Genomic DNA, 20,221 nt, shown 5'->3' on the forward strand with positions numbered 1-20,221 from the left:
CTCCGGCAGGCGGTCCGGGACAGATCGTTCTGCGCACGGCCGCACGAGGTGGTTGCGAAGTCGTAACCAACCGCCGCGGGTGGTCGTTGCGAAGGACAGGTGAGCTGGTTCACCGCGATCGACCCGTACCCTTGAAGATCGAGCGTGCTCGTGAAACCATTCACAAGCGCGGAAACACCGTGACAGACGATCGGCGCGACCCCGATCGCGCAAGTACGAGGAGCAGAGAGACCATGGATTGGCGTCACCGCGCTATCTGCCGCGACGAGGACCCCGAGCTGTTCTTCCCGGTCGGGACGAGCGGTCCTGCGCTGCTGCAGATCGCTGAGGCCAAGACCGTCTGCCGACGCTGCCCCGTGGTCAGCGAGTGCCTCACCTGGGCGCTCGACAGTGGCCAGGACGCCGGCGTCTGGGGCGGGATGAGCGAGGACGAGCGGCGAGCTCTGAAGCGGCGCAACGCGCGCACCCGCGCCCGCACCGCCTGACTCGCACGGCCTGCAGCAGATCTCAGCGTGCTGTAGATCTCAGTAGCAGTAGAAGCAGTACCTGAAGTAGCAACTGAACACTCCCCCACCGCGGGCCCGAAGCCGGACACCACCCGGCCTCGGGCCCGCGGTCGTTCCGCCGGGCTTGCGGAGCAGCAGCTCCGGTGGAGGGGCCGGGCCCCGTACTTCTGCGACCTGGGCCACGGCCACGGCGCTCAGGTTAGCGCCCGCCCGATCGGGCCCGATCAACGGCCCCGATTTTCAAGCCCGACACCATCTCTTCCGCCCGGCGAGGCCCCCGCAGCGCCGACCGGTCGCCTCCTCCGTGCCTGCGCACAGCCCCCTCACCTGGACCTCACCGCGGGCACCGGCGAACGGTCGTGATCCCACGTCGTCCTGCCCGGGCCGTGGCGTCCTCCCCGGCGCTGCGCGGCCTCCTCACGGACCCGCTGTCCGCCCCTGTGACGTACGGCGGGTCCCCGACGAGGGCCACCCCGTGCGGCAGCCACGGTCCGGCCGCTGAACCGCTCACCGAGGCCACCCGCCGCGAACGGCCGGGGCTCAGCGCCCGCGCAGCGACAGCCCGATGACCGCCTCGGTGCCCCCACCCGGCCGCGGCCGCACCTGCAGCTGCGAGCCCAGCTCCGAGTCCAGCAGCGTGCGCACGATCTGCAGGCCGAGCCCGTCGGAGGTCTCCAGGGCGAAGCCGTCGGGCAGGCCGTGCCCGTCGTCGGCGACGATGACGTCCAGGTGGCCGGCGGAACGCTGCGCCGACACCACCACCTCGCCGGCCCGCCCGGGCCCGAACGCGTGCGCCAGCGCGTTGTGCACGAGTTCGGTGAGCACCAGGACGAGCGGGGTGGCCAGGGCGGCGGGCAGCGTGCCGAACGTGCCCTCCCGGCGGACCTTGGCGCGGAACTCGGCGCTGGCGCCGTCGCCGATGGCGGGCAGGACCTTGTCGACGAGCTCGTCGAGGTCGACGCGCTCGGCCACCGACACCGACAGCGCCTCGTGCACGAGCGCGATCGAGTTGACCCGGCGCATGCTCTCGGCGAGCGCCCGTCGGGCCTCCGGGATCGCCGTGCGGCGGGCCTGCAGGCGCAGCAGCGCGGCGACGGTCTGCAGGTTGTTCTTCACCCGGTGGTGGATCTCCCGGATGGTGGCGTCCTTGCTGAGCAGCGCCATGTCGCGCCGGCGAAGGTCGGTGACGTCGCGCACCAGCACCAGCGCGCCGGCCGCGTCGCCGCGCGGGCGCAGCGGCATCGCCCGGACCAGCACGACCGCCCCACGCGCGTGGACCTCCATCCGCAGCGAGTGGCGGCCCTCCAGGGCCGCGCCGATGCGGGCGGCCACCTCGGCGGCGTCGAACGGGTCCTGGGTGAGCTCGCGGGTGGCGTGGGCCAGCGACAGGCCGACGAGGTCGCTGGCGTGGCCCATCCGGTGGTAGGCGGAGAGCGCGTTGGGGCTGGCGTAGGCGACCAGGCCGTGCACGTCCAGCCGGACGAGGCCGTCGCCCGCGCGGGGGCTCGTGTTGGTGCCCACGGCGGCCGCCCGCGGCGGGAACGTGCCGTCGGCGACCATCTGGCACAGGTCGGACGCGCAGCCCAGGTAGGCGATCTCCAGCGGGCTGGGCACCCGGGGCATCGCCAGGTTCGTATCGCGCGAGAGCACGGCCACGACCCGGCCGCCGTGGCGCACCGGGATGGTCTCCGAGCGGATCGGCACCTCCAGGTGCCAGCGCGGGTCCTCCTCGCGGCAGATCCGGCCCTCCACGACCGCCCGGCGCAGCTGCGGGTTCTCCGCGACGGTGACCCGCGCGCCCACCATGTCCTCGGCATGGGCCGTGGGGGCGGTCGTGGGGCGCGCCTGGGCGACGCACAGGAACTCGGCGGACCCGTCGGTCGCCGCGGCGCGGTCGGCGACCAGCGGCACCCACAGCAGGAAGTCGGCGAAGGACATGTCGGCCAGCAACTGCCACTCGGCGACCACCCGCTGCAGGTGCTCGACGGCCTCGCCCGTCAGTCGCGTGTGGTCGGCCAGCAGCTCGCTGAGCGTGGACACCTCTGGTTGCCTCCCCGTCCGTGCCGGGCCAAGTCAACCACGTGGGAGGATCGGGGAGACCAGACGACGACCGCCCGAGGGAGGGAAATCATGTCCAAGCGTGCACGCAAGCGTCGCGACCGCAACAAGAAGGGCGCCAACCACGGCAAGAAGCCCAACACCTGAGCACCCGCGGCACGGCACGGCACAGCACGGCACGACGCTGTCGCCGTCGCCGCCGCCGTCCCCCAGGTTCAGGAAAGCCACGATACTGCCCTCTGAGGGCAGTATCGTGGCTTTCCTGAACCTGGGCCGGGACTCCACTCCGCAGCCGGGACTTCGGGCCGGCGCTCGGCGGCGCTCGGGGGGTGCGTCAGTGGCGCTCGACTCGCGTGGTGGACGACCGCACCTCGACGGTGGTCGTGGTGCCGTCGGACTCGACGGTGACCGAGTCCACCGCCAGCGTGGCCTGCTCCAGCACCGCGCCGCGCAGCTTCTCGCGCAGCCGGTCCTTGAGCCCGTCCGGGGCGTGCTCGCCGCCGCACTTGGTGGCCAGCAGCTTCTTGAGCTTCTCGTCCAGGCCGTACTGGGCCAGGCAGGGCGAGCACTCGTCGAGGTGCTGGGTGAGCAGCGCGCGGCGCCGCTCGTCGCACTCGTCGTCGAGGAACAGCCAGACCTCGGCCAGCACCTCGCCGCAGTCCGTGTCGTGGTGGTCGCCGCAGCTCATCGGGACACCTCCTGCCCGCGCAGGAACCCGCGCTCGCGCGCGGTGTCGGTCAACATGTCACGCAGTTGGCGCCGACCGCGGTGCAACCTCGACATCACCGTGCCGATCGGCGTGCCCATGATGTCGGCGATCTCCTTGTAGGCGAAGCCCTCGACGTCGGCGAGGTAGACCGCCATGCGGAAGTCGTCGGGCAGCCGCTGCAGCGCCGCCTTCACGTCGTTGTCGGGGAGCCGGTCGAGCGCCTCCACCTCGGCCGACGGCAGCCCGCGCGAGGTGTGCTCACCGGCCTGGGCGATCTGCCAGTCGGTGATCTCCTCGGTGGGCGACTGCTGGGGCTGGCGCTGCCGCTTGCGGTAGCCGTTGATGTAGGTGTTGGTCAGGATCCGGTACAGCCACGCCTTGAGGTTGGTGCCGGCCTTGAACGTCGCGAAGGCCGCGAAGGCCTTCAGGAACGTCTCCTGGACCAGGTCCTCCGCGTCGGCGGGGTTGCGGGTCATCCGCAGCGCCGCGCCGTACAGCTGGTCGATCAGCGGCATCGCGTCGCGCTCGAAGCGCGCCGCTCTGTCGCGCGGGTCCTCGTCGACGACCCCCGCCCCGGCATCGGGACCGCCGAGCTCGGAGCCGTTGCGATCGGCGAGCTCGGTACTGGTCGTGTCGGTCGGTGCCGCGTCGGCGGCCTGCTCGGTGCCGGGCACCGCGCTCCTCTCGCGCCGGACCAGACGCGGACCGGCTTCGGTGGTGGTCACCACCGCTGCGGCAACCGGATGACGGGCCGAGCGTACGCGCCCCGGCGCCGTCCGTCCTGCCGGTCGCCGATCATCCGTCGGTCGCGGATGTTCCATCACCGCGTGCATCACGTCCTGCCCCAACGCGTGCTCGACCGGGGTGATTCCCCCGTCAACCACCCGCGGCCGGGTCGGAGGGCACGAGCGCCCGGCGCCACTGGTCGGCGACGACCCGGCGGAGCCGCTCGGTGGGCACGGCGGCCGGGTCGAGCTGGTGCTGCAGCCCGATGCCGCGCAGCTGGCCCAGGACGGCGACGGCGACGTCGTGCGGGTCGACGTCGGCGCGGACGGTGCCGGCGGCGATCCCGGCGGCCACGTCGGCCCGCAGGTCGGCGCGGAAGCGCTCGTCGCGCTCGCGGAAGGTCTCGGCGAGGTCGGCGGAGGTCGTCGCCTCGGCCCAGAGCAGCAGGAAGGCCCGGCTCATGGTCCGGGTGCCGCCGAGGGCGCCGATGTAACCGTCGACGAGGTGCAGCAGCCGGTCGAGGCCGGGTTCGTCCGGGGCGTCGGGGACGAACCCGGCCTGGCTGGCCCGGGCCAGCGCGTCGACCAGTGCCTTCTTGGAGCCGAAGTGGTGGGTCACGATCCCGCGGCTGTAGCCGGCCCGCTCGCCGACCCGGGCCAGCGTCAGGGCCTGCACCCCGCCCTCGACGACCAGCTCGGCCGCGGCCCGCAGGAGCGCGGATCCGGTCTGCTCGCGGCGTTCGGCCTGGCTGCGGCGGGGTGTGCGGGTGACCACCGGGGAACCGTACCAGTAACTTGCGTGTCAAATAACAAGTAAGTACCGTCGGGTGGACCGTACCGAGGAGGAACGATGATCGAGATCGAGGAACGGGCCCTGGCCGAGTCGGCGCTGCCGGCCACGACCCCGCGGGCGGTGTGACCGTGCCCGCGGTGTTCGTGCACGGCAACCCGGAGACCGCGGCCGTCTGGGGTCCGCTCGTCGCGGAACTGGGCCGCGACGACGTGGTCCGGCTGTCCCCGCCCGGGTTCGGCGCCCCGCTCCCGGCCGGGTTCGGCGCGACCGTCACCGAGTACCGGGACTGGCTGGTCGAGCGGTTGGCCGGGTTCGACGAGCCCGTCGACCTCGTCGGGCACGACTGGGGCGGCGGCCACGTCGTCAACGCCGTGGCGGCCCGGCCGGAGCTGGTCCGCAGCTGGGTCAGCGACGCCATCGGCATCTTCGACCCGGACTACACCTGGCACGAGCTGGCCCGGCAGTGGCAGCGGCCCGGGGACGGCGAAGCGGCTGTCGAGGCCGGGTTCGGCACTCGCGAGGCGCGCTACCGCCGGCTGCTCGACCGCGCCTTCCCCGAGGCCGTGGCCGCGGAGATCGCCGACGGCCAGGGCCCCGAGCTGGGACGGGCGGTGCTGGCGCTCTACCGGTCCGCGGCCCAGCCGGTGATGGCCGGGCTCGGGCGCGACCTCAGCGGTCTCACCCGCCGCCCGGGACTGGTCGTTTTGGCCGGTGCCGACGTCGTCGGCGGCACCCACGAGCAGCGGCGGCGCACGGCCGCACGCGCCGGCGCCCGGGTGGCGGAGCTGCCCGACCTGGGCCACTGGTGGATGCTGCAGGACCCCGCCGCCGGCGCGCGCGTGCTCACCGACTTCTGGGCCGGCCCGGGCTGAGCACTACCCTGCGCCCGTGGCAGGAAAGGGGACCCCGGCGACGGCGCTGCTGGGCAAGCAGAAGGTCGCGCACACGCTGCACGCCTACACCCACGGCAGCGGGGCCGCGTACGGGCCGGAGGCCGCCGAACTGCTCGGGCTCGACCCGGCGCGGGTGTTCAAGACGCTGGTCGTCGAGGTCGACGGCAGCCTGGCCGTCGGCGTCGTACCGGTGTCGACGAGCCTCGACCTGAAGGCGCTCGCCGCCGCGCTGGGCGGGCGGAAGGCGCGCATGGCCGAGGTCGACGCCGCCCAGCGCGCCACCGGGTACGTGGCCGGCGGGATCTCCCCGCTCGGGCAGAAGAAGCGGCTGCCCACGGTGCTCGACTCGTCGGCGCAGGCCCTGCCGACGATGTTCTGCAGCGCCGGGCGGCGCGGCCTGGAGGTCGAGCTCGCCCCCGCCGACCTCGTCCGGCTGACCGGTGCGCGCTACGCCCCGATCGCCGTCTGGCAGTGACCGATCGCCGGGCCCGCCCGGCGCAGTGTCGTTCCCGCCGGTGCGAGATCGTGACGGAGGTCCCTTACGCCGTCGCGCGGTCACCGCGATGATGGCCGTCGTGGCTGGGACGATGTCGGAACGCGCGCGGAACCTGTGGCGGATGTGGGTCACCCGCGGGAGCGCGCCCCGGGAACTGCCGCCCGACCTGCTGCGCGCCGTCTACCTGCTGTGGGTCGCGGCGCTGGCGCTGAAGCTGTTCGGGTCCACCTGGGACGTGTCGTGGCACTTCCGCTGGCTGCGCGACGACCTGGCCCCACCGCACCTGCTGAACTCGGTGGGCACGGCGATGGTCATCCTGCTGGTCGCCTTCCACACCTGGACCGGCTACGGCGTCGACCGCCCCACCCTGCGGCTGATGCAGGCCGGCATCGCGGTGTTCCTGCTCGCCGTCCCCGTCGACCTGGTCAACCACGCCGTCAACGGCCTCGACATCACCGCGTGGAGCCTCTCGCACGCCATGCTCTACCTGGGCACGGCGATCATGCTGGCCGGTGTGCTGCGCGGCTGGTGGCTCTACGGCCGGGGCCGGCTGCGCGTGCCGGGGCTGGTGCTGCTGTGGGCGTTCGCCCTGGAGACCGTGTGGTTCCCGGCCGGCCAGCAGGAGTACGGCGTGCTGGCGGTGGCCGCGTGGGACCGCGGGCAGCCCGACGCGGAGCCGATCCTGCTGCAGTTCGCCGCCGACCAGATCGGGCGCCCCGTCGACCGCGCGGCGGTCCTGCACTTCGCGCTGCCCGTGCCCGACTGGGTGTACCCGGTGTGGTTGGTCGCCGCGGCCGGCATCGCGCTGGTGCTGGCCCGGATGATGATCGGGCGGCGGTGGGCGGCCACGGTGGTGGCCGCGCTGTACGTGGCCTACCGGTGCGTGGCCTGGCTGGCGCTGGTCGGGGGTGGCTTCCCGCCGTCCGCGGTGCCGTTCGTGCTGGTGGCCGTGGCGGTGGCGGTGGACGTCGCGTTCCTGGTGCGGCTGCCCGACCTGCTGCGCCCGCTCCCGGGCGCGGTGCTGGTCGCGGCGGTCGGGGCGGGGTGCGCGCTGCTGCAGTCGCTGTGGGCGGCGCTGCCGCCCACGGCGCCGCTGGCGTTCGTCACCGGGGCCGGCGTGCTGGCCGCGCTGTGGACGGGTGTCGCGTTCCTGGCCCGCTCGCGCGCCCTCGCCACCTGGTCCCGCCCCCACTGACCCCCGGCCCGTCGAGAACGAAGTTGTCGTGATCAACAGGCCGGAACGATCACGACAAGTTCGTTCTCGACGGACGTTCGGGGGGCTCAGGCCGTCCAGAAGGCCCGGATCGCGTCGACCTCGCGGGACGCCTGGTCGCGGCCGGCCCGGGCCGACGGCTCCCGGGTGGCGACGTCGAGCGGGTTGGCACCGAAGGCGCTCAACGACGCCTCATCCGCCGTGACGACGTGCACCTGCGCGCCGGCGTCGCGCAGCGTCGCCACCTCCTGGTCGAGCCCGGGGCCCAGCGGGCTGCCCGGCATGCCCTGCAGCGGCGCCACCACCAGTACGCGCGCGTAGCCGGTGGCGAGGTCGGCGTTCGTGGGCGAGCGCATGCCGCCGTCCATGTAGCGGTGCCCGTCGATGGTGACGGTCGGCCAGACGCCGGGCACCGCGCAACTGGCGGCGACGGCGTCCACGAGCGCCACGCCGGACGCCGCGTCGATGGCGCGGAACTCGCCGTCGGCGGCGTCGACCGCGGTCACCACCAGCCGCCCGGCCGGCCACGGCCGGTCGCCGCCCAGCCGGGCGGCGATGATCTCGCGCCGGTCGCCCTCCGGGGCGGTGCCGGCCCGCAGCGCGAGCGACCCGACCCGGGCGCGCGCGTCCTGCTGACCGGTCGCCCCGGCCAGGACCTCCGCGAACGACGCCATGAACGCCGCGCCGTCGAACTCGACCCGGGGCTCGGTGGCCGGCACCTCGGCCAGCTGCGCCGCGTACAGCTCCTCCGGGTCGGCGCCGGTGCGCAGCAGCGCGCCGACGATCGAGCCGGCCGAGGTGCCCACGACCAGCTCGCCCGCGCCGAGGTCGACGCCCTGCGCGGCCAGCCCGGACAGCAGCCCGATCTCCCAGGCGACGCCGGCGACGCCCCCACCGCCGAGCACGAGCGCCCGCTCGCCGTCCTGAACCGCCACTGCACTCCCCCGCTCCGTCGCGAACGACGCCACGCTATGCAGGCGAACCGGCCCCGGCAAGATCGCGTTGCAGGAGCCAGGCGCGCACGGCGTCGCGCAGGCCGGGTACGTCGGAGCGGAGGCTGTGGTCGCCGCGCAGGACGACGACGTCGCGGCCGGGGGCCGGGTCGGGGCGGCCGAACGGGTCGGTCGCGCCCTGCACGACCAGGACCGGCACGGTGGGCAGGGCCAGCTCGGCGAGGCGGTCCTTGTCCGGGCGGCCCGGCGGGTGCACCGGGAACGCCAGGCACAGCACGGCGGCCGCCCCGGCCCCGGCCGCGGTGCGGCAGGCCACCCTGGCGCCCGAGCTGCGCCCACCGGTGACCAGCCGGCCGGCGAAGCGCCCGCGGACGACCTCCACCGCGGCCAGCCAGGCCGTGTCGAGCTGGCCGGCCGGGGCCGGGGCGCGACGGCCCGCCACCCGGTAGGGCTGCTCGTTCAGGACGACCCGGACGCCCGCGGCCACGGCCACCCCCGCGACGGTGACGATGTCCGGGGCGGTGATGCCGCCGCCGGCGCCGTGCCCGAGCAGGAGCGTCGTGCGGGCGCCGGGGACGTCCAGGACGGTGATCCGGCCGGGCCCGTGCGGGGTGTCGACCGGCACGGCCTCGGGCTCGGTGGTCGCCCCGGTCGTCCCTCCGGTGGTCATTGCGGGTTGGGGCCGGCCAGCAGGTCGAGCTGCAGCGGCTCGCGGACCTCCTCGGCGGGCAGCTCCGCGAGCAGCTCCGGCCCGTTGTTGCGGACGCTGTTGACCGCGGACCCGATGGCGCGCAGCTCCAGCCGCGCCACCAGCTCGGGCGACGGCGGGGCCAGCAGCCGGGTGATGGCCTCGTCGTCCTTGCCGGTGTCGGGGTCGAGCCAGGCGTCCCAGGCGTCGGGCGGCAGGACCAGCGGCATCCGGTCGTGGACCTGGGCCAGCACGCCGACGGCGCCGGTGGTCAGGATCGTCGCGGTGACCAGGCCGTCGGGGTACTTGCCCTCCGGGTCGTCCTTCGGCTTCCAGTACTCCCACAGCCCGGCCAGCGCCAGCGAGCTGCCGTCGGTGTAGTGCGTGTAGTAGGGCTGCTTGTGCTCGGGGCCGCGCTGCCACTCGTACCAGCCGTCGGCCGGGATGAGGCAGCGCCGCGAGGCGAGCGCCCGGCGGAACGCCGGCTTCTCGGCCGCCGACTCGGCCCGCGCGTTGATCATCCGCGCGCCGGACTTGGGATCCTTCGACCAGGACGGCACCAGCCCCCAGCGCAGCATCCGCACGGTGCGCTCGGTGCTGTCCGGGTCGGGCTCGCCGCCGGCGTCACGCGGGTGCCGCTCGACGACCGCCGCGATCTGCTTGGTGGGCGCGACGTTGTAGTCCGTGGTCTTGGCGCCCTGCGTCGCGTCGACGGCGCGGAACTCGTCGGCGAGGTCGGCGGGGGCCTTGATGGAGGCGTAGCGGCCGCACATGGACCCATCGTGGCACGGCCCCCCGACACCGACCGGGCTCGTGCGGGATCATCGGTGCCGTGACTCCTACACGGCCGGAGCCTTGGCCCGCCCCGCTCGCCACCGGTCCCGTGCACGCCCGCGTCTCGGTGCCCGGCTCCAAGTCCGTCACCAACCGCGCCCTGCTGCTGGCCGCGCTGTCCGGCGGCGAGGCGAGGGTCTCGGGCGCGCCGGCCAGCCGCGACACCGCGCTCATGGTGGGCGCGCTGCGGGCGCTGGGCGTGCCCGTCGAGGTCGACGGCGAGCGGGTCGCGTTCGCCGCGCACGACGGCCCGCACGGCGGCGGCTCGGTCGACTGCGGCCTGGCCGGCACGGTCATGCGGTTCGTGCCGCCTGCGGCGGCGCTGGCCGACGGTCCGGTCGCCTTCGACGGCGACCCGCGGGCCCGGGAGCGGCCGATGGCGACCGTGCTCGACGCGCTGCGCGGGCTCGGCGCCGTCGTCGAGGGCGACGGGCTGCCGTTCACCGTGCGCGGGACGGGTTCGGTGGCCGGCGGCGAGGTGACCGTCGACGCGTCGGCGTCGTCGCAGTTCGTGTCCGGGCTGCTGCTGTCGGCGGCCCGTTACGAGAAGGGCGTCACCGTGTACCACGACGGCAAGCCGGTGCCGTCGCTGCCGCACATCGAGATGACCGTCGCGATGCTGCGCGAGGCCGGCGTCGAGGTCGACGACGCCGAGCCCAACACCTGGCGGGTGGCCCCCGGGCCGATCCGGGCGCGCGACTGGGCCGTCGAGCCCGACCTGTCCAACGCCGCGGTGTTCCTGGCCGCGGCGGCGGTCACCGGCGGCGAGGTGACGGTGCTCGGCTGGCCGGCCGGCTCCACCCAGCCGGGGGCGCACGTGCTGTCCGTGCTGGAGCAGGCCGGCTGCGCGGTCTCGGTGTCGGCCGACGGCGCCACCGTCCGCGGTCCGCGGCGGCTGGCCGGCATCGACGTCGACCTGCACGAGTCCAGCGAGCTGACGCCCACGGTCGCCGCCGTCGCGGCGCTGGCCGACGGGCCCTCGCGGATCACCGGCGTGGCCCACATCCGCGGCCACGAGACCGACCGCCTCGCCGCGCTGGCCGCCGAGATCAACGGCCTGGGCGGCGCGGTCACCGAGCTGCCCGACGGGCTGGAGATCCGCCCGGCGCCGCTGCACGGCGGCGCGTGGGGCGCCTACGCCGACCACCGGATGGCCACCGCCGGGGCGATCATCGGCCTGCGCGTGCCCGGCGTCGAGATCGACGACGTCGAATGCACGAGCAAGACCATGCCCGGGTTCGCCCGGAAGTGGACGACCGCGCTGGGGGCGGCGGTGTAGGCGGATCGCGATGAGCGGGTCAGCGAGCGGATCACCCGACACGGCGTCCTGCGCGCAGCGCCGACCGAGCGCCGGCGGGGGAACGCGGTGAGCCGGCGCGAGTACGACGAGTCCGACGTCCGGGTGCGGCCCGGGCGGCGCGGCTCGCGCCCGCGCACCAAGCGCCGCCCCGAGCACGCCGACGCCGAGCCCGCCATGGTCACCACTGTCGACCGCGGCCGCTGGACCTGCGCCCCCGACGCCGACAGCACCCGCCCCCCGGTGACCGCGATGCGGGCCAGGGAGCTGGGGCGCACGCCGATCGTGGTCGGCGACCGGGTCGGGCTGGTCGGCGACCTGTCCGGCGCGGTCGACACCATCGCGCGGATCGTGCGCGTCGAGGAACGCGCGACGAGCCTGCGCCGCACCGCCGACGACGACGACCCGTACGAACGGCTCGTCGTGGCCAACGCCGAGCTGCTGGTGATCGTCACCGCGGTGGCCGACCCGGAGCCGCGCACCGGCTTCGTCGACCGCTGCCTGGTCGCGGCCTACGCCGGCGGGCTGTCGCCGGTGCTCTGCCTGACCAAGGCCGACCTGGCCGACCCCGAGGTGTTCGCCGCCCCGTACCGCGACCTCGACCTGCCGGTGCTCGTCACCCGCCACGACCAGCCGCCGACGGAGCTGGCCGCGCTGCTGGCCGGGCGGGTGTCCGCGCTCGTCGGGCACTCGGGGGTGGGCAAGTCGACGCTGGTCAACGCGATCCTGCCGGACGCGGCGCGGGCCGTCGGCGTGGTGTCGGGGGTCGGCAAGGGCCGGCACACGACCGTCGCCGCGCTGGCGCTGCCGCTGCCGGCCGAGCGCGGCGGCGGCTGGGTGGTCGACACGCCGGGCGTGCGGTCCTTCGGGCTGGCCCACGTCACCCCCGACGACGTGCCGGCCGCGTTCGACGACCTGGCCGCGGCCATCGAGGACTGCCCGCGCGGGTGCGGCCACCTCGGCCCGCCCGCCGACCCCGAGTGCGCGCTCGACGAGCTCGTCGGGAAGGGGCAGCTGCGGCCCGCCCGGTTGGCCGCGCTGCGCCGGATCCTCGTCACGCTGCGTCGGTCGCCGGGCGAGCAGGCCCCGCCCGATGGTGGTGACACCCGCGACGGTGGCACCCTCCTCCCATGACCGAGGGGGCCTCCGGGGGACGACCGCCGCTGCGGATCGGCAACGCCGAGCGCGCATCGGCGATGAAGGCGCTCGACGAACACCTCGAGCAGGGCAGGCTGGGTGCCGAGGAGTACGGCGAGCGCTCGGCGGCCGCGGCCGTCGCGACCACCGCCGACGAGCTGCGCGCGCTGTTCACCGACCTGCCCGCGCCGCACCCGCAGCTGCCCGATCAGGAGCCGTTGCCGCCGACCGCCGCCCTGCCCGCGGTTCCGCCCGGTGGGGAGGTCGCGCGGCCGCGCGGCTTCGTCGACGAGTGGGGCCCGCGGATCGTCGCGGTGGCCCCGTTCGTCGCGGTGGCGCTGTTCCTGCTCACCCGGCAGTGGGTGTTCTTCCTGCTGATCCCCGCGGCCGGCGCGCTGTTCTGGGGCGGGCGCGACCGGCGCGGGCGGGGGTGAGGCTCACACCCTGAACGGCGGGTCCCCGGGCAGCGGGGCGTCGGTCTGCTCGTCCTGGGCGTGCACCTCGACGAGCGCGCGGCGGGCTGCCGGGTGCCACAGGTCCTCGAACGGCTGGAACAGGTCGCCGCCGCCGGTGCCGCGGCGGCGGGCGCGCGCGGCGACCAGCGGCAACCCCACCAGGAACACCGCGAACAGCGCCACGACCAGGACCACTGCCGGTGCGTCCGCCACAGCCGTCAGGGTGCCATATCGACCAGGAACGCCACCTCGGACGGGTCGTACCAGGCCAGCTCGTGGTCCTCGGCCTCGCCGACCAGGAACTCCGCGTCCAGGTCGCCCATGTCGGCCGCGTCCACCGCGGCCGAGGCCTGCCGCACCGCGTAGACCGCGTCCTCCGTGTCGACGTGCACCGAGGCGATCTTCTCCATCGGCACCCCGCCGGAGATCCGCACGGCGCCGTCGTCGAGATCGGGGCGGACGGTGACGTCCTCCAGGTCGGCCGCGACGACGACCCGGCGCGCCGGGGTGGTCTCGTCCTCGCCCAGCCCGAACTCCACCGACAGCAGCCGCAGCGACGCCCGCGCCGCCTCGTTCATCGCGGCGTACTCCAACTCCTCGTCGTCGCCGCTGGTGTAGGACTCGCGCAGCTTCGGCGTCAGCGCGAAGGCGGTGCCCCCGATCGGCTCCAGCACCCCGTTCTTGACCATCGTGCGCAGCATCGGCCAGGTCGCCGGAACGTACACCCGCATCAGGTTCCCCTCACCCGCTCGATCACCCGACGGTGGCGAGCAGCTCGTCGAGCGCCTCGTCGACCATGCCGGCCAGCACGTCCACGTCGGACATGGCGTCGCGGTCGCCGTTGAAGCCGTAGAACACCCCGCCGTCGTAGGACGTCAGCCCGATGGCCAGCGCCTGCCCCTTGGCCAGCGGGACCACCGGGAACATCTCCAGCATCCGCGCCCCCGCCGCGTACAGCGGGAACTGCGGGCCCGGGACGTTCGTCACCACCACGTTGAAGATCCGCTTGGAGATCCCGCTCGCCGCCCTGGCCCCCAACGCGTGCAGGGTAGGCGGTGCGAAGCCGCCGATCCGGACCAGGGTGTCGGCCCCGACCGACTGCCCGCCGGACGTGTGCTCGCGCATCGCGTGCGTGACGTGGTGCAGCCGCACCACCGGGCTCGGCTCGCCGACCGGCAGGTCGACGATGAACGACGAGACCCGGTTGCCCAGCGTGCCGGACGTGGCCGAGCTGGGCACGTCGGCCTCGCCGCGCACCGACAGCGGCACCATCGCCCGCAGCCTCGACGACGGCCCCACCGGCTCCCCCCGCGAGAGCAGCCAGTTGCGCAGGGCGCCGGACACCACGCTGAGCACGACGTCGTTGACGCTGCAGCCGTGCGCGGTGCGGATCTTGCGGTAGCTCTCCAGCTCGGTGCGCGCGATCGCGAACCGGCGCTGCGTGGAGATGTCGACGTTGAGCGGGGTGCCCGGGGCGGGCCGCGACGCGGTGCGGGCCATCGTGAACAGCTGGCCGAACGCCCCGGCGACCTTGTTGACCGTGGCCATCGCGTCGCCCGCCGCGACGCGGGCGTTGTCGACGACCTCGGCGGGCCGGGCGACGGCCTCGGTGAACGCCTCCAGCAGCAGCTGCGCCGCGCTCGGCTCCGGGCGCGGCATCCACAGCTCGTCGGGCACCGCGCGCGGCTGCGCCGAGACGTCCAGGATGACCTGGCCGATGTCGATCGCGCTGATGCCGTCGACCATCGCCTGGTGGGTCTTGGTGACCACCGCGGTCCGGCCCCGGGCCAGCCCCTCGACCAGGTACATCTCCCACAGCGGGCGGGTGTGGTCGAGCGGGCGCGACATCAGCCGCGCGACCAGCTCGGTGAGCTGCTCGTCCGAGCCCGGCTTGGGCAGCGCCGAGCGCCGCACGTGGTAGGCGACGTCGAAGTCGGGGTCGTCGATCCACACCGGACGGGCCAGGTTGCCCGGCACGTACCGGACCTTCTGCCGGTACCGCGGCACGAGCGGGATGCGCTGGTCGACCAGCTCGACGAGCCGGTCGTAGTCGAAGCCGGCCCGCGGCCGCCGGAAGATCGACACCGCGCCGACGTGCATGGGTGTGGTCGGGGACTCCAGGTACAGGAACGAGGCGTCGAGGGCGGAGAGCCGCGGTGGCATGCCCCGATCCTAGGAGCGGTCGGGGCACCGGCGCCGGTGCTGGCGCCGCCGCTCCTATAGTTGCCCGATGCCCGGCGAGCGCTCCCCGAAGGACACCTTCATCACGGTGTACGGGCGCAAGCCGGTCCTCGAGGCCCTCGACGACATCGACCTGACCGTCGACAAGGTGATCCTCGCCGAAGGGCTGCGCGGCGAGCCCGTGCGGGCCATCCTGGCCGCCGCGCGCGACCGCGGCGTCCCCGTGCAGCGCGCCAGCGCCCACCGGGTGAAGGTGCTGGCCGGCAACGGCCGCCACGACCAGGGCGTGCTCGCCGACGTCGTCGCCCCGCGGATGGCGCCGGTCCGCGACTTCATCGACGACCTCGTCGGCCCCGCCTCGGTGCTGGTGCTCGACCGCGTCACAAACCCGGCCAACGTCGGGATGATCCTGCGCAGCGCCACCGCCGCCGGGCTCGACGGCGTGCTCCTGCCCCGCCGCGGGGTCCCCTCCATCGACCCGCTGGTCGTCAAGGCCTCGGCCGGGGTGGCGTTCAAGGCGCCGGTGCTGCGCGCGTCGACGGCCGAGGAGGGCTGCGCGGAGCTGCGCGACGCCGGGTTCGGCGTGTACGGCCTGGCCGCCGGCGGGGACTCGCTGCTCGACGCCGACCTCCCCGACCGGGTGGCCCTCGTCCTGGGCAACGAGACCGACGGCCTGTCCCCCGCCGTCCGCGACGAGCTCGACGGCACCCTCGCCATCCCCATGCTCGGCGGCGTCGAGTCCCTCAACGTCGCCAGCGCCGCCGCCGTCGCCGCCTTCGAGCTCTACCGCCGCCGCTGACAGTGCCCTTCCGGCGCGAGAGCGGCCTAGGGTGAACGGGTGGTGAAGCGTCGGGTACCCCGTCCGTCAGAGCTGGCGCCGCTGCTGCGACCGGCACCGTTCATCCGCGATGGCGCCGAGCGGCGGCTGCGGCACGCGGGCAGCATCGCCGACCTGCGCCGCATCGCGCGCCGGCGCACCCCGCGGGCCGTCTTCGACTACACCGACGGCGCCGCCGACGGCGAGCTCTCGCTCAACCGGGCCCGCGCCGCGTTCGCCCGGGTGGAGTTCTCCCCGACGGTGCTGCGCGACGTCTCGGACGTCGACACCGGCCGCGACATCCTCGGCCGGCGCTCCACGCTGCCGTTCGCCTTCGCGCCGACCGGCTTCACGCGGATGATGCACACCGAGGGCGAGGCGGCGGTGGCGTCGGTGGCCGGCGAGGTCGGCATCCCGTACACGCTCTCGACGATGGGCACCACGACCATCGAGGACGTCGCGGAGGCCGCCCCGGGCACCCGCAAGTGGTTCCAGCTCTACCTGTGGCGCGACCGCGCCCCGGGCAAGGACCTCGTCGAGCGGGCCGCGGCGGCCGGCTACGACACGCTGATGCTGACCGTCGACACGCCCGTCGGCGGGGCCCGGCTGCGCGACGTGCGCAACGGCCTGACCATCCCGCCGCAGCTGACGCTGAAGACGTTCCTGGACGGCGCGCTGCACCCCAACTGGTGGTTCGACTTCCTGACCACCGAGCCGCTGAAGTTCGCCAGCCTGGAGTCCACCGACGGCACCGTCGCCGACCTGATCAACCGGGTCTTCGACCCCGCGCTGACCATGGCCGACGTCGAGTGGCTGCGTTCGGTGTGGAACGGGAAGCTGGTGGTCAAGGGCATCCAGAGCGTCGAGGACGCGCGCCGGGTCGTCGACGCGGGCGCCGACGCGGTGCTGCTGTCCAACCACGGCGGCCGCCAGCTCGACCGCGCGCCGATCCCGCTGGAGCTGGTGCAGCCGGTGGTCGAGGAGGTCGGCGACCGGGCCGAGGTGCTGGTCGACACCGGCATCACCCACGGCGCCGACATCGTGGCGGCGGTCGCGCTGGGCGCCCGCGCCGCGCTCATCGGCCGCGCCTACCTCTACGGGCTCATGGCCGGGGGCCGCACCGGGGTGGCCAAGTCGGTGCAGATCCTGGCCGGCGAGATCGTGCGCACCATGCAGCTCCTCGGGGTCAACAGCGTCGACGAGCTGCGCCCTTCGCACGTGCGTCTGCGTCCGAACGGGTGAACTGACGCGTGGGGTCCGCGGTCCACGGGGACCCCCGGGCCATGGTGGACTTCAACCAGGCCAAGCAGTTCCTCGACCAGCACGACGACAAGGTGGACCAGGCCCTCGACAAGGGCGGCGAGGCCGCCAAGGGCCGGTTCGCCGGCCACGAGGAGCACATCGACCAGGGCGTCGACCGTGCGCAGGAGTTCACTGGCGGGCGCGACACCACCCGCCAGGACGAGCAGCCCCCGCCTCCGCCCGCCTGAGCAGACCACATCCGCTGCGCCCTTCGCCCGCCGGCATCAGCCGAACGGGCGAGGGGCGCCCTGGCGTGTCCGGCGGCGGGGGTGCCAGGGTGTGCGCATGGACTTCATCAACAAGGCAAAGGGCTTCATCGACCAGCACGACGAGCAGGTCGACCAGGCGCTGGACAAGGTGGGCGAGTTCGCCAAGTCGAAGGTGACCGGCCACGACGCGCAGATCGACCAGGCCGTCGACAAGGCCCAGGAGTTCACCGGCAAGGGCGACACCACCCGCCCCGCCGCTCCCCCCGCCGCTCCCCCCGCCGCGCCGCCCGCCTGAGCCCCGCACTTCCCGTCGAGAACGACGTTGTCGTGATCATTCCGGCCTGTTGATCACGACAACGTCGTTCTCGACGGTCAGCCGATCTCGGCGATGCCGGCGCGCAGCTCGCCGAGCACGCGCTCGCGGGCGCGCAGCTTGGTCACCCGGTGCCCCTCGGCGTCCAGGTCGCTCACCGCGGCGGCGGCCCGCTCGCGGGCGGTCGCCAGCAGCGCCCCCGGCTCGACGACCTCGTGCAGGAACCCGGCGGCCCTGGCCTCCTCCGGGCCGTAGGGATGGGCCAGTACGGCGGCGCGGTCGGCCTCCGACGGCGTGAGCCGGTAGCGCAGCAGCGCCAGCCCGGTGTTCGGGACGGTGAGGCCGATGGCCACCTCGTTGGCCGAGTAGCGCGACGGCACCGCGGCCCCGAGCCGCACGTCGGCGGACAGCAGCAGGAACACCCCCATCGCGACGGCGTGCCCCGGCGAGGCGACCACCACCGGCCGCGGGAACGACAGCACGCGCTCGGCCAGCTCGAAGCCGGCCCGGACCATCCCCATCGCGGCCGGCGCGTCGCCGCCGCGGATGATCCGCAGGTCGAACCCGCCGGAGAAGATGCCCTCCCGGCCGGTGAGCAGCACTGCACCGGCGCCCGCCGCCTCCGCCTCGTCGAGCGCGGCACCGACCTCGCCGAGCATGCCCGGGGACAGCGCGTTGACCTTGCCGTCGTCCATGGCGATGGTGGCGACGCCGTCGTCGCCGAGCTGGTACCGCACGTTACCCATGGGTAACGTTGTAATCGACCGGTGGTGGCGGATCAAGGTCCGGCCGCCGCCGGGTAACGGTGCTCACGCCGCCGGCAGGTCGAGCAGGATCTCGACGTCGGTGACGGTGCTGGAGTCGCGCTGGTGGTGCACGGCGACGGCGCCCGCGGTGCGGGCCCCGCGGATGTTGCGCGGGCTGTCGTCGACGACGACGCACTCCCCCGGCGCCCGCCCGAGCATCCGCGCGACCCGCCGGTAGACCTCCGGATCGGGCTTGCGCACCCCGATCGCCGAGCCGAGCACGAGCACGTCGAACAGCTCGGCGCAGTCGTCGGGGACAGCGGGGGCGTCGGTGACCAGCGCCGTCGGCACCCCGGCCGCGCGCGCTCTGCGGACGAGGTCGAGCAGGTCGGGGCCCCTGTCGAGGACCCCCGCGTAGTCCATCACCAGCGCACGCCGCACCGACCCGACGCTACCCGGGCGCCGTCGACGATCAAGGGTCCACCGGGTCGCGCAGCGCGACGAGCACCGAGACGAGGTAGTCGCGCACGGGTCCGACGTGCTCGGGCCGCGGTGCCGGCAACCGCGACGGCAGCCGCGCCGCCACCGCCGCCGTGGCCCGGCGCAGCCGCTCGCGCCCCTCGTCGGTGAGCGAGAGCCGCACGACCCGCCGATCCCGGGCGTCCCGCGCGCGTCCGACGTCGCCGGCGCGTTCGAGCGCGTCGACGACCGGGGTGAGCGTGGCCGGGGTGCGCCCGAGGCGCGCGGCCAGCTCCCGGTGCGAGAGCCCGCCGCGGCGGTCGAGCTCGGTGAGCAGGACGAGCGCGGTCGGGCTCAGGCCGTGCTCGGCCAGCAGCGCCCGGTGGCAACGGGCGACCGCGTCGCCGACGCGCGGCAGCAGCACCTCCCACCCGAGCCCGGTCGGATCGTCCACATCGGCCACGGCGACACCGTACGTCGCCGTACCGTATGCCCACGTACGAACGGGAACTCCCGCCGCGGCGCCCCCTCGCGGCGCACCGTCTCCGCATGACCGTGCTGCAGGACCCGCCGCTGCTCACCCCACCGGTCGCGCCCGCCGCGGTGCACCTCCGCCCGGCCCGCTACGAGCCCGAGCCCGGCGAAGCGCTCTCCTCCCCGCCCCTGCCGCCGCCCCTGCCCGCGGTGCCCGCCGAGGACATCATCACGACGGCCCAGTCCGTCGCCGCCCACCGCGAGCTCGTCCCGGTGCTGCGGGTCGCCGTCGAGGTCCTCGACGGCCGGCGCCCCCCGGCCCACCTCGACCCGATCGCCACCCCGGACGTCCTGCGCTACTGGCGGGCCGCCCGCCAGGCGCTCCGCCGCGGCACGCCCACCCGCCTCGGCCGCATGCGGGTGTGCCTCCCGGCTCCGGACGTGGCCGAGGTGGCCGCGGTGTGCACGGTCGAGGGCCGGGTCCGCGCGCTCGCGGCCCGGTTCGAACGGGGTGGGCGTGGGTGGCGGTGGACCGCCGTCCGGCTCGGCTGACGGGGTTGTTCGGCGGGCACCTGTGGCGGGCCGCCTCCGGCGCGGCTCCTACGCAGCGGGCGACCCTCGATCGACGAGGGCCGCACCTCGCAGACCAGACGGGCATGTCACAGACCTGGCCGGGTCCTTGCAACGCGCCGGCGGGCTGCGACGACCACCCCAGCGATGCGAGGAACACGAACACCCCCGCCCGCCCGGTGATCCACAACTCGTCGTGCTTATGGACGGGCGGCGGTGGGTGAGCCGTGGCACTGCTTGTACTTGCGGCCCGACCCGCACGGGCAGGGCCGGTTGCGCGACGGCTCGCTCGTCGCCTTGCGCCCGCCGCCCTCCGCGCCGGCCTGCTGCGCGGCGCGGCCGGCACCGCCGCCGCGGGTGGCCGCCTGGCCGCTCTCCGTCGGGCCGCTGTAG

The 20,221-nt window shown here is 74.9% G+C and carries 27 protein-coding genes; 13 read left to right on the forward strand and 14 right to left on the reverse strand.

Annotated features, from left to right (window positions below; translation table 11 throughout):
- Positions 1 to 233: 233 nt before the first annotated feature.
- On the forward strand, positions 234 to 485 hold the full coding sequence (locus KIK08_RS17195) for a WhiB family transcriptional regulator (RefSeq protein WP_214404176.1): 252 nt from the start codon (positions 234 to 236) through the stop codon (positions 483 to 485).
- A 561-nt stretch (positions 486 to 1,046) separates the two neighbouring features.
- On the opposite strand, the gene KIK08_RS17200 is transcribed toward KIK08_RS17195, so the two are convergent.
- Entirely contained in the window at positions 1,047 to 2,546 is a 1,500-nt protein-coding gene (locus KIK08_RS17200; RefSeq protein ID WP_214404177.1) for a sensor histidine kinase, read from the reverse strand.
- A 90-nt stretch (positions 2,547 to 2,636) separates the two neighbouring features.
- On the opposite strand from KIK08_RS17200, the gene KIK08_RS42255 reads away from it, so the two are divergent.
- Positions 2,637 to 2,711 carry a 50S ribosomal protein bL37 gene (locus KIK08_RS42255; protein ID WP_369805044.1) on the forward strand — a complete coding sequence of 25 codons (75 nt, stop codon included), beginning with the start codon at positions 2,637 to 2,639 and terminating at the stop codon, positions 2,709 to 2,711.
- A gap of 187 nt (positions 2,712 to 2,898) precedes the next feature.
- On the opposite strand, the gene rsrA is transcribed toward KIK08_RS42255, so the two are convergent.
- The 3 genes from rsrA to KIK08_RS17215 all read right to left on the reverse strand — a co-directional run bounded on the left by rsrA (position 2,899) and on the right by KIK08_RS17215 (position 4,773).
- Complete coding sequence (gene rsrA / locus KIK08_RS17205; RefSeq protein WP_214404178.1) at positions 2,899 to 3,252, reverse strand: mycothiol system anti-sigma-R factor; 354 nt, start codon at positions 3,250 to 3,252, stop codon at positions 2,899 to 2,901.
- Positions 3,249 to 3,947: a sigma-70 family RNA polymerase sigma factor gene (locus tag KIK08_RS17210; RefSeq protein ID WP_214404179.1), complete on the reverse strand. Its 699-nt coding sequence runs from the start codon at positions 3,945 to 3,947 to the stop codon at positions 3,249 to 3,251. Before KIK08_RS17210 ends, rsrA begins: the two co-directional genes overlap by 4 nt.
- A gap of 202 nt (positions 3,948 to 4,149) precedes the next feature.
- Positions 4,150 to 4,773, reverse strand: coding sequence for a TetR/AcrR family transcriptional regulator (locus KIK08_RS17215; protein ID WP_214404180.1), 624 nt, complete (start codon positions 4,771 to 4,773; stop codon positions 4,150 to 4,152).
- 146 nt (positions 4,774 to 4,919) lie between these two features.
- Here KIK08_RS17215 and KIK08_RS17220 point away from each other — a divergent pair, with 146 nt between their 5' ends.
- The 3 genes from KIK08_RS17220 (at position 4,920) to KIK08_RS17230 (ending at position 7,375) form a co-directional block, all read left to right on the forward strand.
- Positions 4,920 to 5,663 carry an alpha/beta fold hydrolase gene (locus KIK08_RS17220; protein ID WP_214404181.1) on the forward strand — a complete coding sequence of 248 codons (744 nt, stop codon included), beginning with the start codon at positions 4,920 to 4,922 and terminating at the stop codon, positions 5,661 to 5,663.
- A 16-nt stretch (positions 5,664 to 5,679) separates the two neighbouring features.
- Positions 5,680 to 6,159 carry a Cys-tRNA(Pro) deacylase gene (gene ybaK / locus KIK08_RS17225; RefSeq protein ID WP_214404182.1) on the forward strand — a complete coding sequence of 160 codons (480 nt, stop codon included), beginning with the start codon at positions 5,680 to 5,682 and terminating at the stop codon, positions 6,157 to 6,159.
- Positions 6,160 to 6,250: 91 nt separating this feature from the next.
- Positions 6,251 to 7,375 carry a hypothetical protein gene (locus tag KIK08_RS17230; RefSeq protein ID WP_408004682.1) on the forward strand — a complete coding sequence of 375 codons (1,125 nt, stop codon included), beginning with the start codon at positions 6,251 to 6,253 and terminating at the stop codon, positions 7,373 to 7,375.
- A gap of 86 nt (positions 7,376 to 7,461) precedes the next feature.
- Here the strand turns inward: KIK08_RS17230 and KIK08_RS17235 are convergent, their stop codons facing one another.
- The 3 genes from KIK08_RS17235 to KIK08_RS17245 are packed head-to-tail and all read right to left on the reverse strand — an operon-like array spanning position 7,462 to position 9,807.
- Positions 7,462 to 8,328 carry a patatin-like phospholipase family protein gene (locus KIK08_RS17235; protein ID WP_214404184.1) on the reverse strand — a complete coding sequence of 289 codons (867 nt, stop codon included), beginning with the start codon at positions 8,326 to 8,328 and terminating at the stop codon, positions 7,462 to 7,464.
- Between the two features lie 34 nt (positions 8,329 to 8,362).
- A complete protein-coding gene (locus KIK08_RS17240; protein WP_214404185.1) occupies positions 8,363 to 9,016 on the reverse strand; it encodes an alpha/beta hydrolase family protein in 654 nt (217 codons plus the stop codon).
- Positions 9,013 to 9,807, reverse strand: a complete 795-nt coding sequence (locus KIK08_RS17245; protein WP_214404186.1) for an SOS response-associated peptidase — start codon at positions 9,805 to 9,807, stop codon at positions 9,013 to 9,015. Before KIK08_RS17245 ends, KIK08_RS17240 begins: the two co-directional genes overlap by 4 nt.
- Before the next feature lie 59 nt (positions 9,808 to 9,866).
- On the opposite strand from KIK08_RS17245, the gene aroA reads away from it, so the two are divergent.
- The 3 genes from aroA (at position 9,867) to KIK08_RS17260 (ending at position 12,736) form a co-directional block, all read left to right on the forward strand.
- On the forward strand, positions 9,867 to 11,147 hold the full coding sequence (gene aroA, locus KIK08_RS17250) for a 3-phosphoshikimate 1-carboxyvinyltransferase (protein WP_214404187.1): 1,281 nt from the start codon (positions 9,867 to 9,869) through the stop codon (positions 11,145 to 11,147).
- A gap of 87 nt (positions 11,148 to 11,234) precedes the next feature.
- Positions 11,235 to 12,299, forward strand: coding sequence for a ribosome small subunit-dependent GTPase A (rsgA, locus tag KIK08_RS17255; protein WP_214404188.1), 1,065 nt, complete (start codon positions 11,235 to 11,237; stop codon positions 12,297 to 12,299).
- On the forward strand, positions 12,296 to 12,736 hold the full coding sequence (locus KIK08_RS17260) for a DUF1707 SHOCT-like domain-containing protein (RefSeq protein WP_214404189.1): 441 nt from the start codon (positions 12,296 to 12,298) through the stop codon (positions 12,734 to 12,736). The genes rsgA and KIK08_RS17260 overlap by 4 nt, the downstream gene beginning before the upstream one ends.
- A 3-nt stretch (positions 12,737 to 12,739) precedes the next feature.
- On the opposite strand, the gene KIK08_RS17265 is transcribed toward KIK08_RS17260, so the two are convergent.
- The 3 genes from KIK08_RS17265 to KIK08_RS17275 are packed head-to-tail and all read right to left on the reverse strand — an operon-like array spanning position 12,740 to position 14,920.
- Positions 12,740 to 12,970 carry a hypothetical protein gene (locus KIK08_RS17265; RefSeq protein WP_250557209.1) on the reverse strand — a complete coding sequence of 77 codons (231 nt, stop codon included), beginning with the start codon at positions 12,968 to 12,970 and terminating at the stop codon, positions 12,740 to 12,742.
- A 5-nt stretch (positions 12,971 to 12,975) separates the two neighbouring features.
- Entirely contained in the window at positions 12,976 to 13,488 is a 513-nt protein-coding gene (locus tag KIK08_RS17270) for a DUF6912 family protein (RefSeq protein ID WP_214404190.1), read from the reverse strand.
- Positions 13,489 to 13,510: 22 nt separating this feature from the next.
- Positions 13,511 to 14,920 carry a WS/DGAT/MGAT family O-acyltransferase gene (locus KIK08_RS17275; protein WP_214404191.1) on the reverse strand — a complete coding sequence of 470 codons (1,410 nt, stop codon included), beginning with the start codon at positions 14,918 to 14,920 and terminating at the stop codon, positions 13,511 to 13,513.
- A 67-nt stretch (positions 14,921 to 14,987) separates the two neighbouring features.
- Between KIK08_RS17275 and KIK08_RS17280 the strand changes: the two genes are divergently transcribed.
- The 4 genes from KIK08_RS17280 (at position 14,988) to KIK08_RS17295 (ending at position 17,561) form a co-directional block, all read left to right on the forward strand.
- Positions 14,988 to 15,737 (forward strand): TrmH family RNA methyltransferase, encoded by a 750-nt coding sequence (locus tag KIK08_RS17280; protein WP_214404192.1) that lies wholly within the window; start codon positions 14,988 to 14,990, stop codon positions 15,735 to 15,737.
- Between the two features lie 39 nt (positions 15,738 to 15,776).
- Positions 15,777 to 16,997 carry an alpha-hydroxy acid oxidase gene (locus KIK08_RS17285; RefSeq protein WP_214404193.1) on the forward strand — a complete coding sequence of 407 codons (1,221 nt, stop codon included), beginning with the start codon at positions 15,777 to 15,779 and terminating at the stop codon, positions 16,995 to 16,997.
- A gap of 41 nt (positions 16,998 to 17,038) precedes the next feature.
- Positions 17,039 to 17,245 carry an antitoxin gene (locus KIK08_RS17290; RefSeq protein WP_214404194.1) on the forward strand — a complete coding sequence of 69 codons (207 nt, stop codon included), beginning with the start codon at positions 17,039 to 17,041 and terminating at the stop codon, positions 17,243 to 17,245.
- A gap of 97 nt (positions 17,246 to 17,342) precedes the next feature.
- Positions 17,343 to 17,561 carry an antitoxin gene (locus tag KIK08_RS17295; protein WP_214404195.1) on the forward strand — a complete coding sequence of 73 codons (219 nt, stop codon included), beginning with the start codon at positions 17,343 to 17,345 and terminating at the stop codon, positions 17,559 to 17,561.
- A gap of 77 nt (positions 17,562 to 17,638) precedes the next feature.
- Here the strand turns inward: KIK08_RS17295 and KIK08_RS17300 are convergent, their stop codons facing one another.
- From KIK08_RS17300 to KIK08_RS17310, 3 genes are all read right to left on the reverse strand, one after another.
- Positions 17,639 to 18,325 carry a crotonase/enoyl-CoA hydratase family protein gene (locus KIK08_RS17300; RefSeq protein WP_214404196.1) on the reverse strand — a complete coding sequence of 229 codons (687 nt, stop codon included), beginning with the start codon at positions 18,323 to 18,325 and terminating at the stop codon, positions 17,639 to 17,641.
- A 63-nt stretch (positions 18,326 to 18,388) separates the two neighbouring features.
- Complete coding sequence (locus KIK08_RS17305) at positions 18,389 to 18,766, reverse strand: HAD-IA family hydrolase (RefSeq protein ID WP_308257689.1); 378 nt, start codon at positions 18,764 to 18,766, stop codon at positions 18,389 to 18,391.
- 31 nt (positions 18,767 to 18,797) lie between these two features.
- Positions 18,798 to 19,247 carry a MarR family winged helix-turn-helix transcriptional regulator gene (locus KIK08_RS17310; RefSeq protein ID WP_214404197.1) on the reverse strand — a complete coding sequence of 150 codons (450 nt, stop codon included), beginning with the start codon at positions 19,245 to 19,247 and terminating at the stop codon, positions 18,798 to 18,800.
- Positions 19,248 to 19,333: 86 nt separating this feature from the next.
- Here KIK08_RS17310 and KIK08_RS17315 point away from each other — a divergent pair, with 86 nt between their 5' ends.
- A complete protein-coding gene (locus tag KIK08_RS17315) occupies positions 19,334 to 19,810 on the forward strand; it encodes an Rv3235 family protein (protein ID WP_214404198.1) in 477 nt (158 codons plus the stop codon).
- 218 nt (positions 19,811 to 20,028) lie between these two features.
- Here KIK08_RS17315 and KIK08_RS17320 read toward each other — a convergent pair.
- Positions 20,029 to 20,221 (reverse strand): SEC-C metal-binding domain-containing protein (locus KIK08_RS17320; protein ID WP_214404199.1); only part of this gene is annotated, 193 nt, incomplete at its 5' end.

This window comes from Pseudonocardia lacus, from assembly GCF_018531445.1.
GTDB lineage: Bacteria > Actinomycetota > Actinomycetes > Mycobacteriales > Pseudonocardiaceae > Pseudonocardia > Pseudonocardia lacus.

Coding starts and splice junctions, on each gene's coding strand:
- KIK08_RS17315 (WP_214404198.1), top strand. CDS start 19,334: ATGACCGTGCTGCAGGACCCGCCGCTGCTCACCCCACCGGTCGCGCCC.
- KIK08_RS17270 (WP_214404190.1), bottom strand. CDS start 13,488: ATGCGGGTGTACGTTCCGGCGACCTGGCCGATGCTGCGCACGATGGTC.
- rsrA (WP_214404178.1), bottom strand. CDS start 3,252: ATGAGCTGCGGCGACCACCACGACACGGACTGCGGCGAGGTGCTGGCC.
- KIK08_RS17300 (WP_214404196.1), bottom strand. CDS start 18,325: ATGGGTAACGTGCGGTACCAGCTCGGCGACGACGGCGTCGCCACCATC.
- KIK08_RS17195 (WP_214404176.1), top strand. CDS start 234: ATGGATTGGCGTCACCGCGCTATCTGCCGCGACGAGGACCCCGAGCTG.
- KIK08_RS17260 (WP_214404189.1), top strand. CDS start 12,296: ATGACCGAGGGGGCCTCCGGGGGACGACCGCCGCTGCGGATCGGCAAC.
- KIK08_RS17295 (WP_214404195.1), top strand. CDS start 17,343: ATGGACTTCATCAACAAGGCAAAGGGCTTCATCGACCAGCACGACGAG.
- KIK08_RS17245 (WP_214404186.1), bottom strand. CDS start 9,807: ATGTGCGGCCGCTACGCCTCCATCAAGGCCCCCGCCGACCTCGCCGAC.
- KIK08_RS17290 (WP_214404194.1), top strand. CDS start 17,039: ATGGTGGACTTCAACCAGGCCAAGCAGTTCCTCGACCAGCACGACGAC.
- KIK08_RS17240 (WP_214404185.1), bottom strand. CDS start 9,016: ATGACCACCGGAGGGACGACCGGGGCGACCACCGAGCCCGAGGCCGTG.
- KIK08_RS17275 (WP_214404191.1), bottom strand. CDS start 14,920: ATGCCACCGCGGCTCTCCGCCCTCGACGCCTCGTTCCTGTACCTGGAG.
- KIK08_RS17280 (WP_214404192.1), top strand. CDS start 14,988: ATGCCCGGCGAGCGCTCCCCGAAGGACACCTTCATCACGGTGTACGGG.
- KIK08_RS17230 (WP_408004682.1), top strand. CDS start 6,251: ATGGCCGTCGTGGCTGGGACGATGTCGGAACGCGCGCGGAACCTGTGG.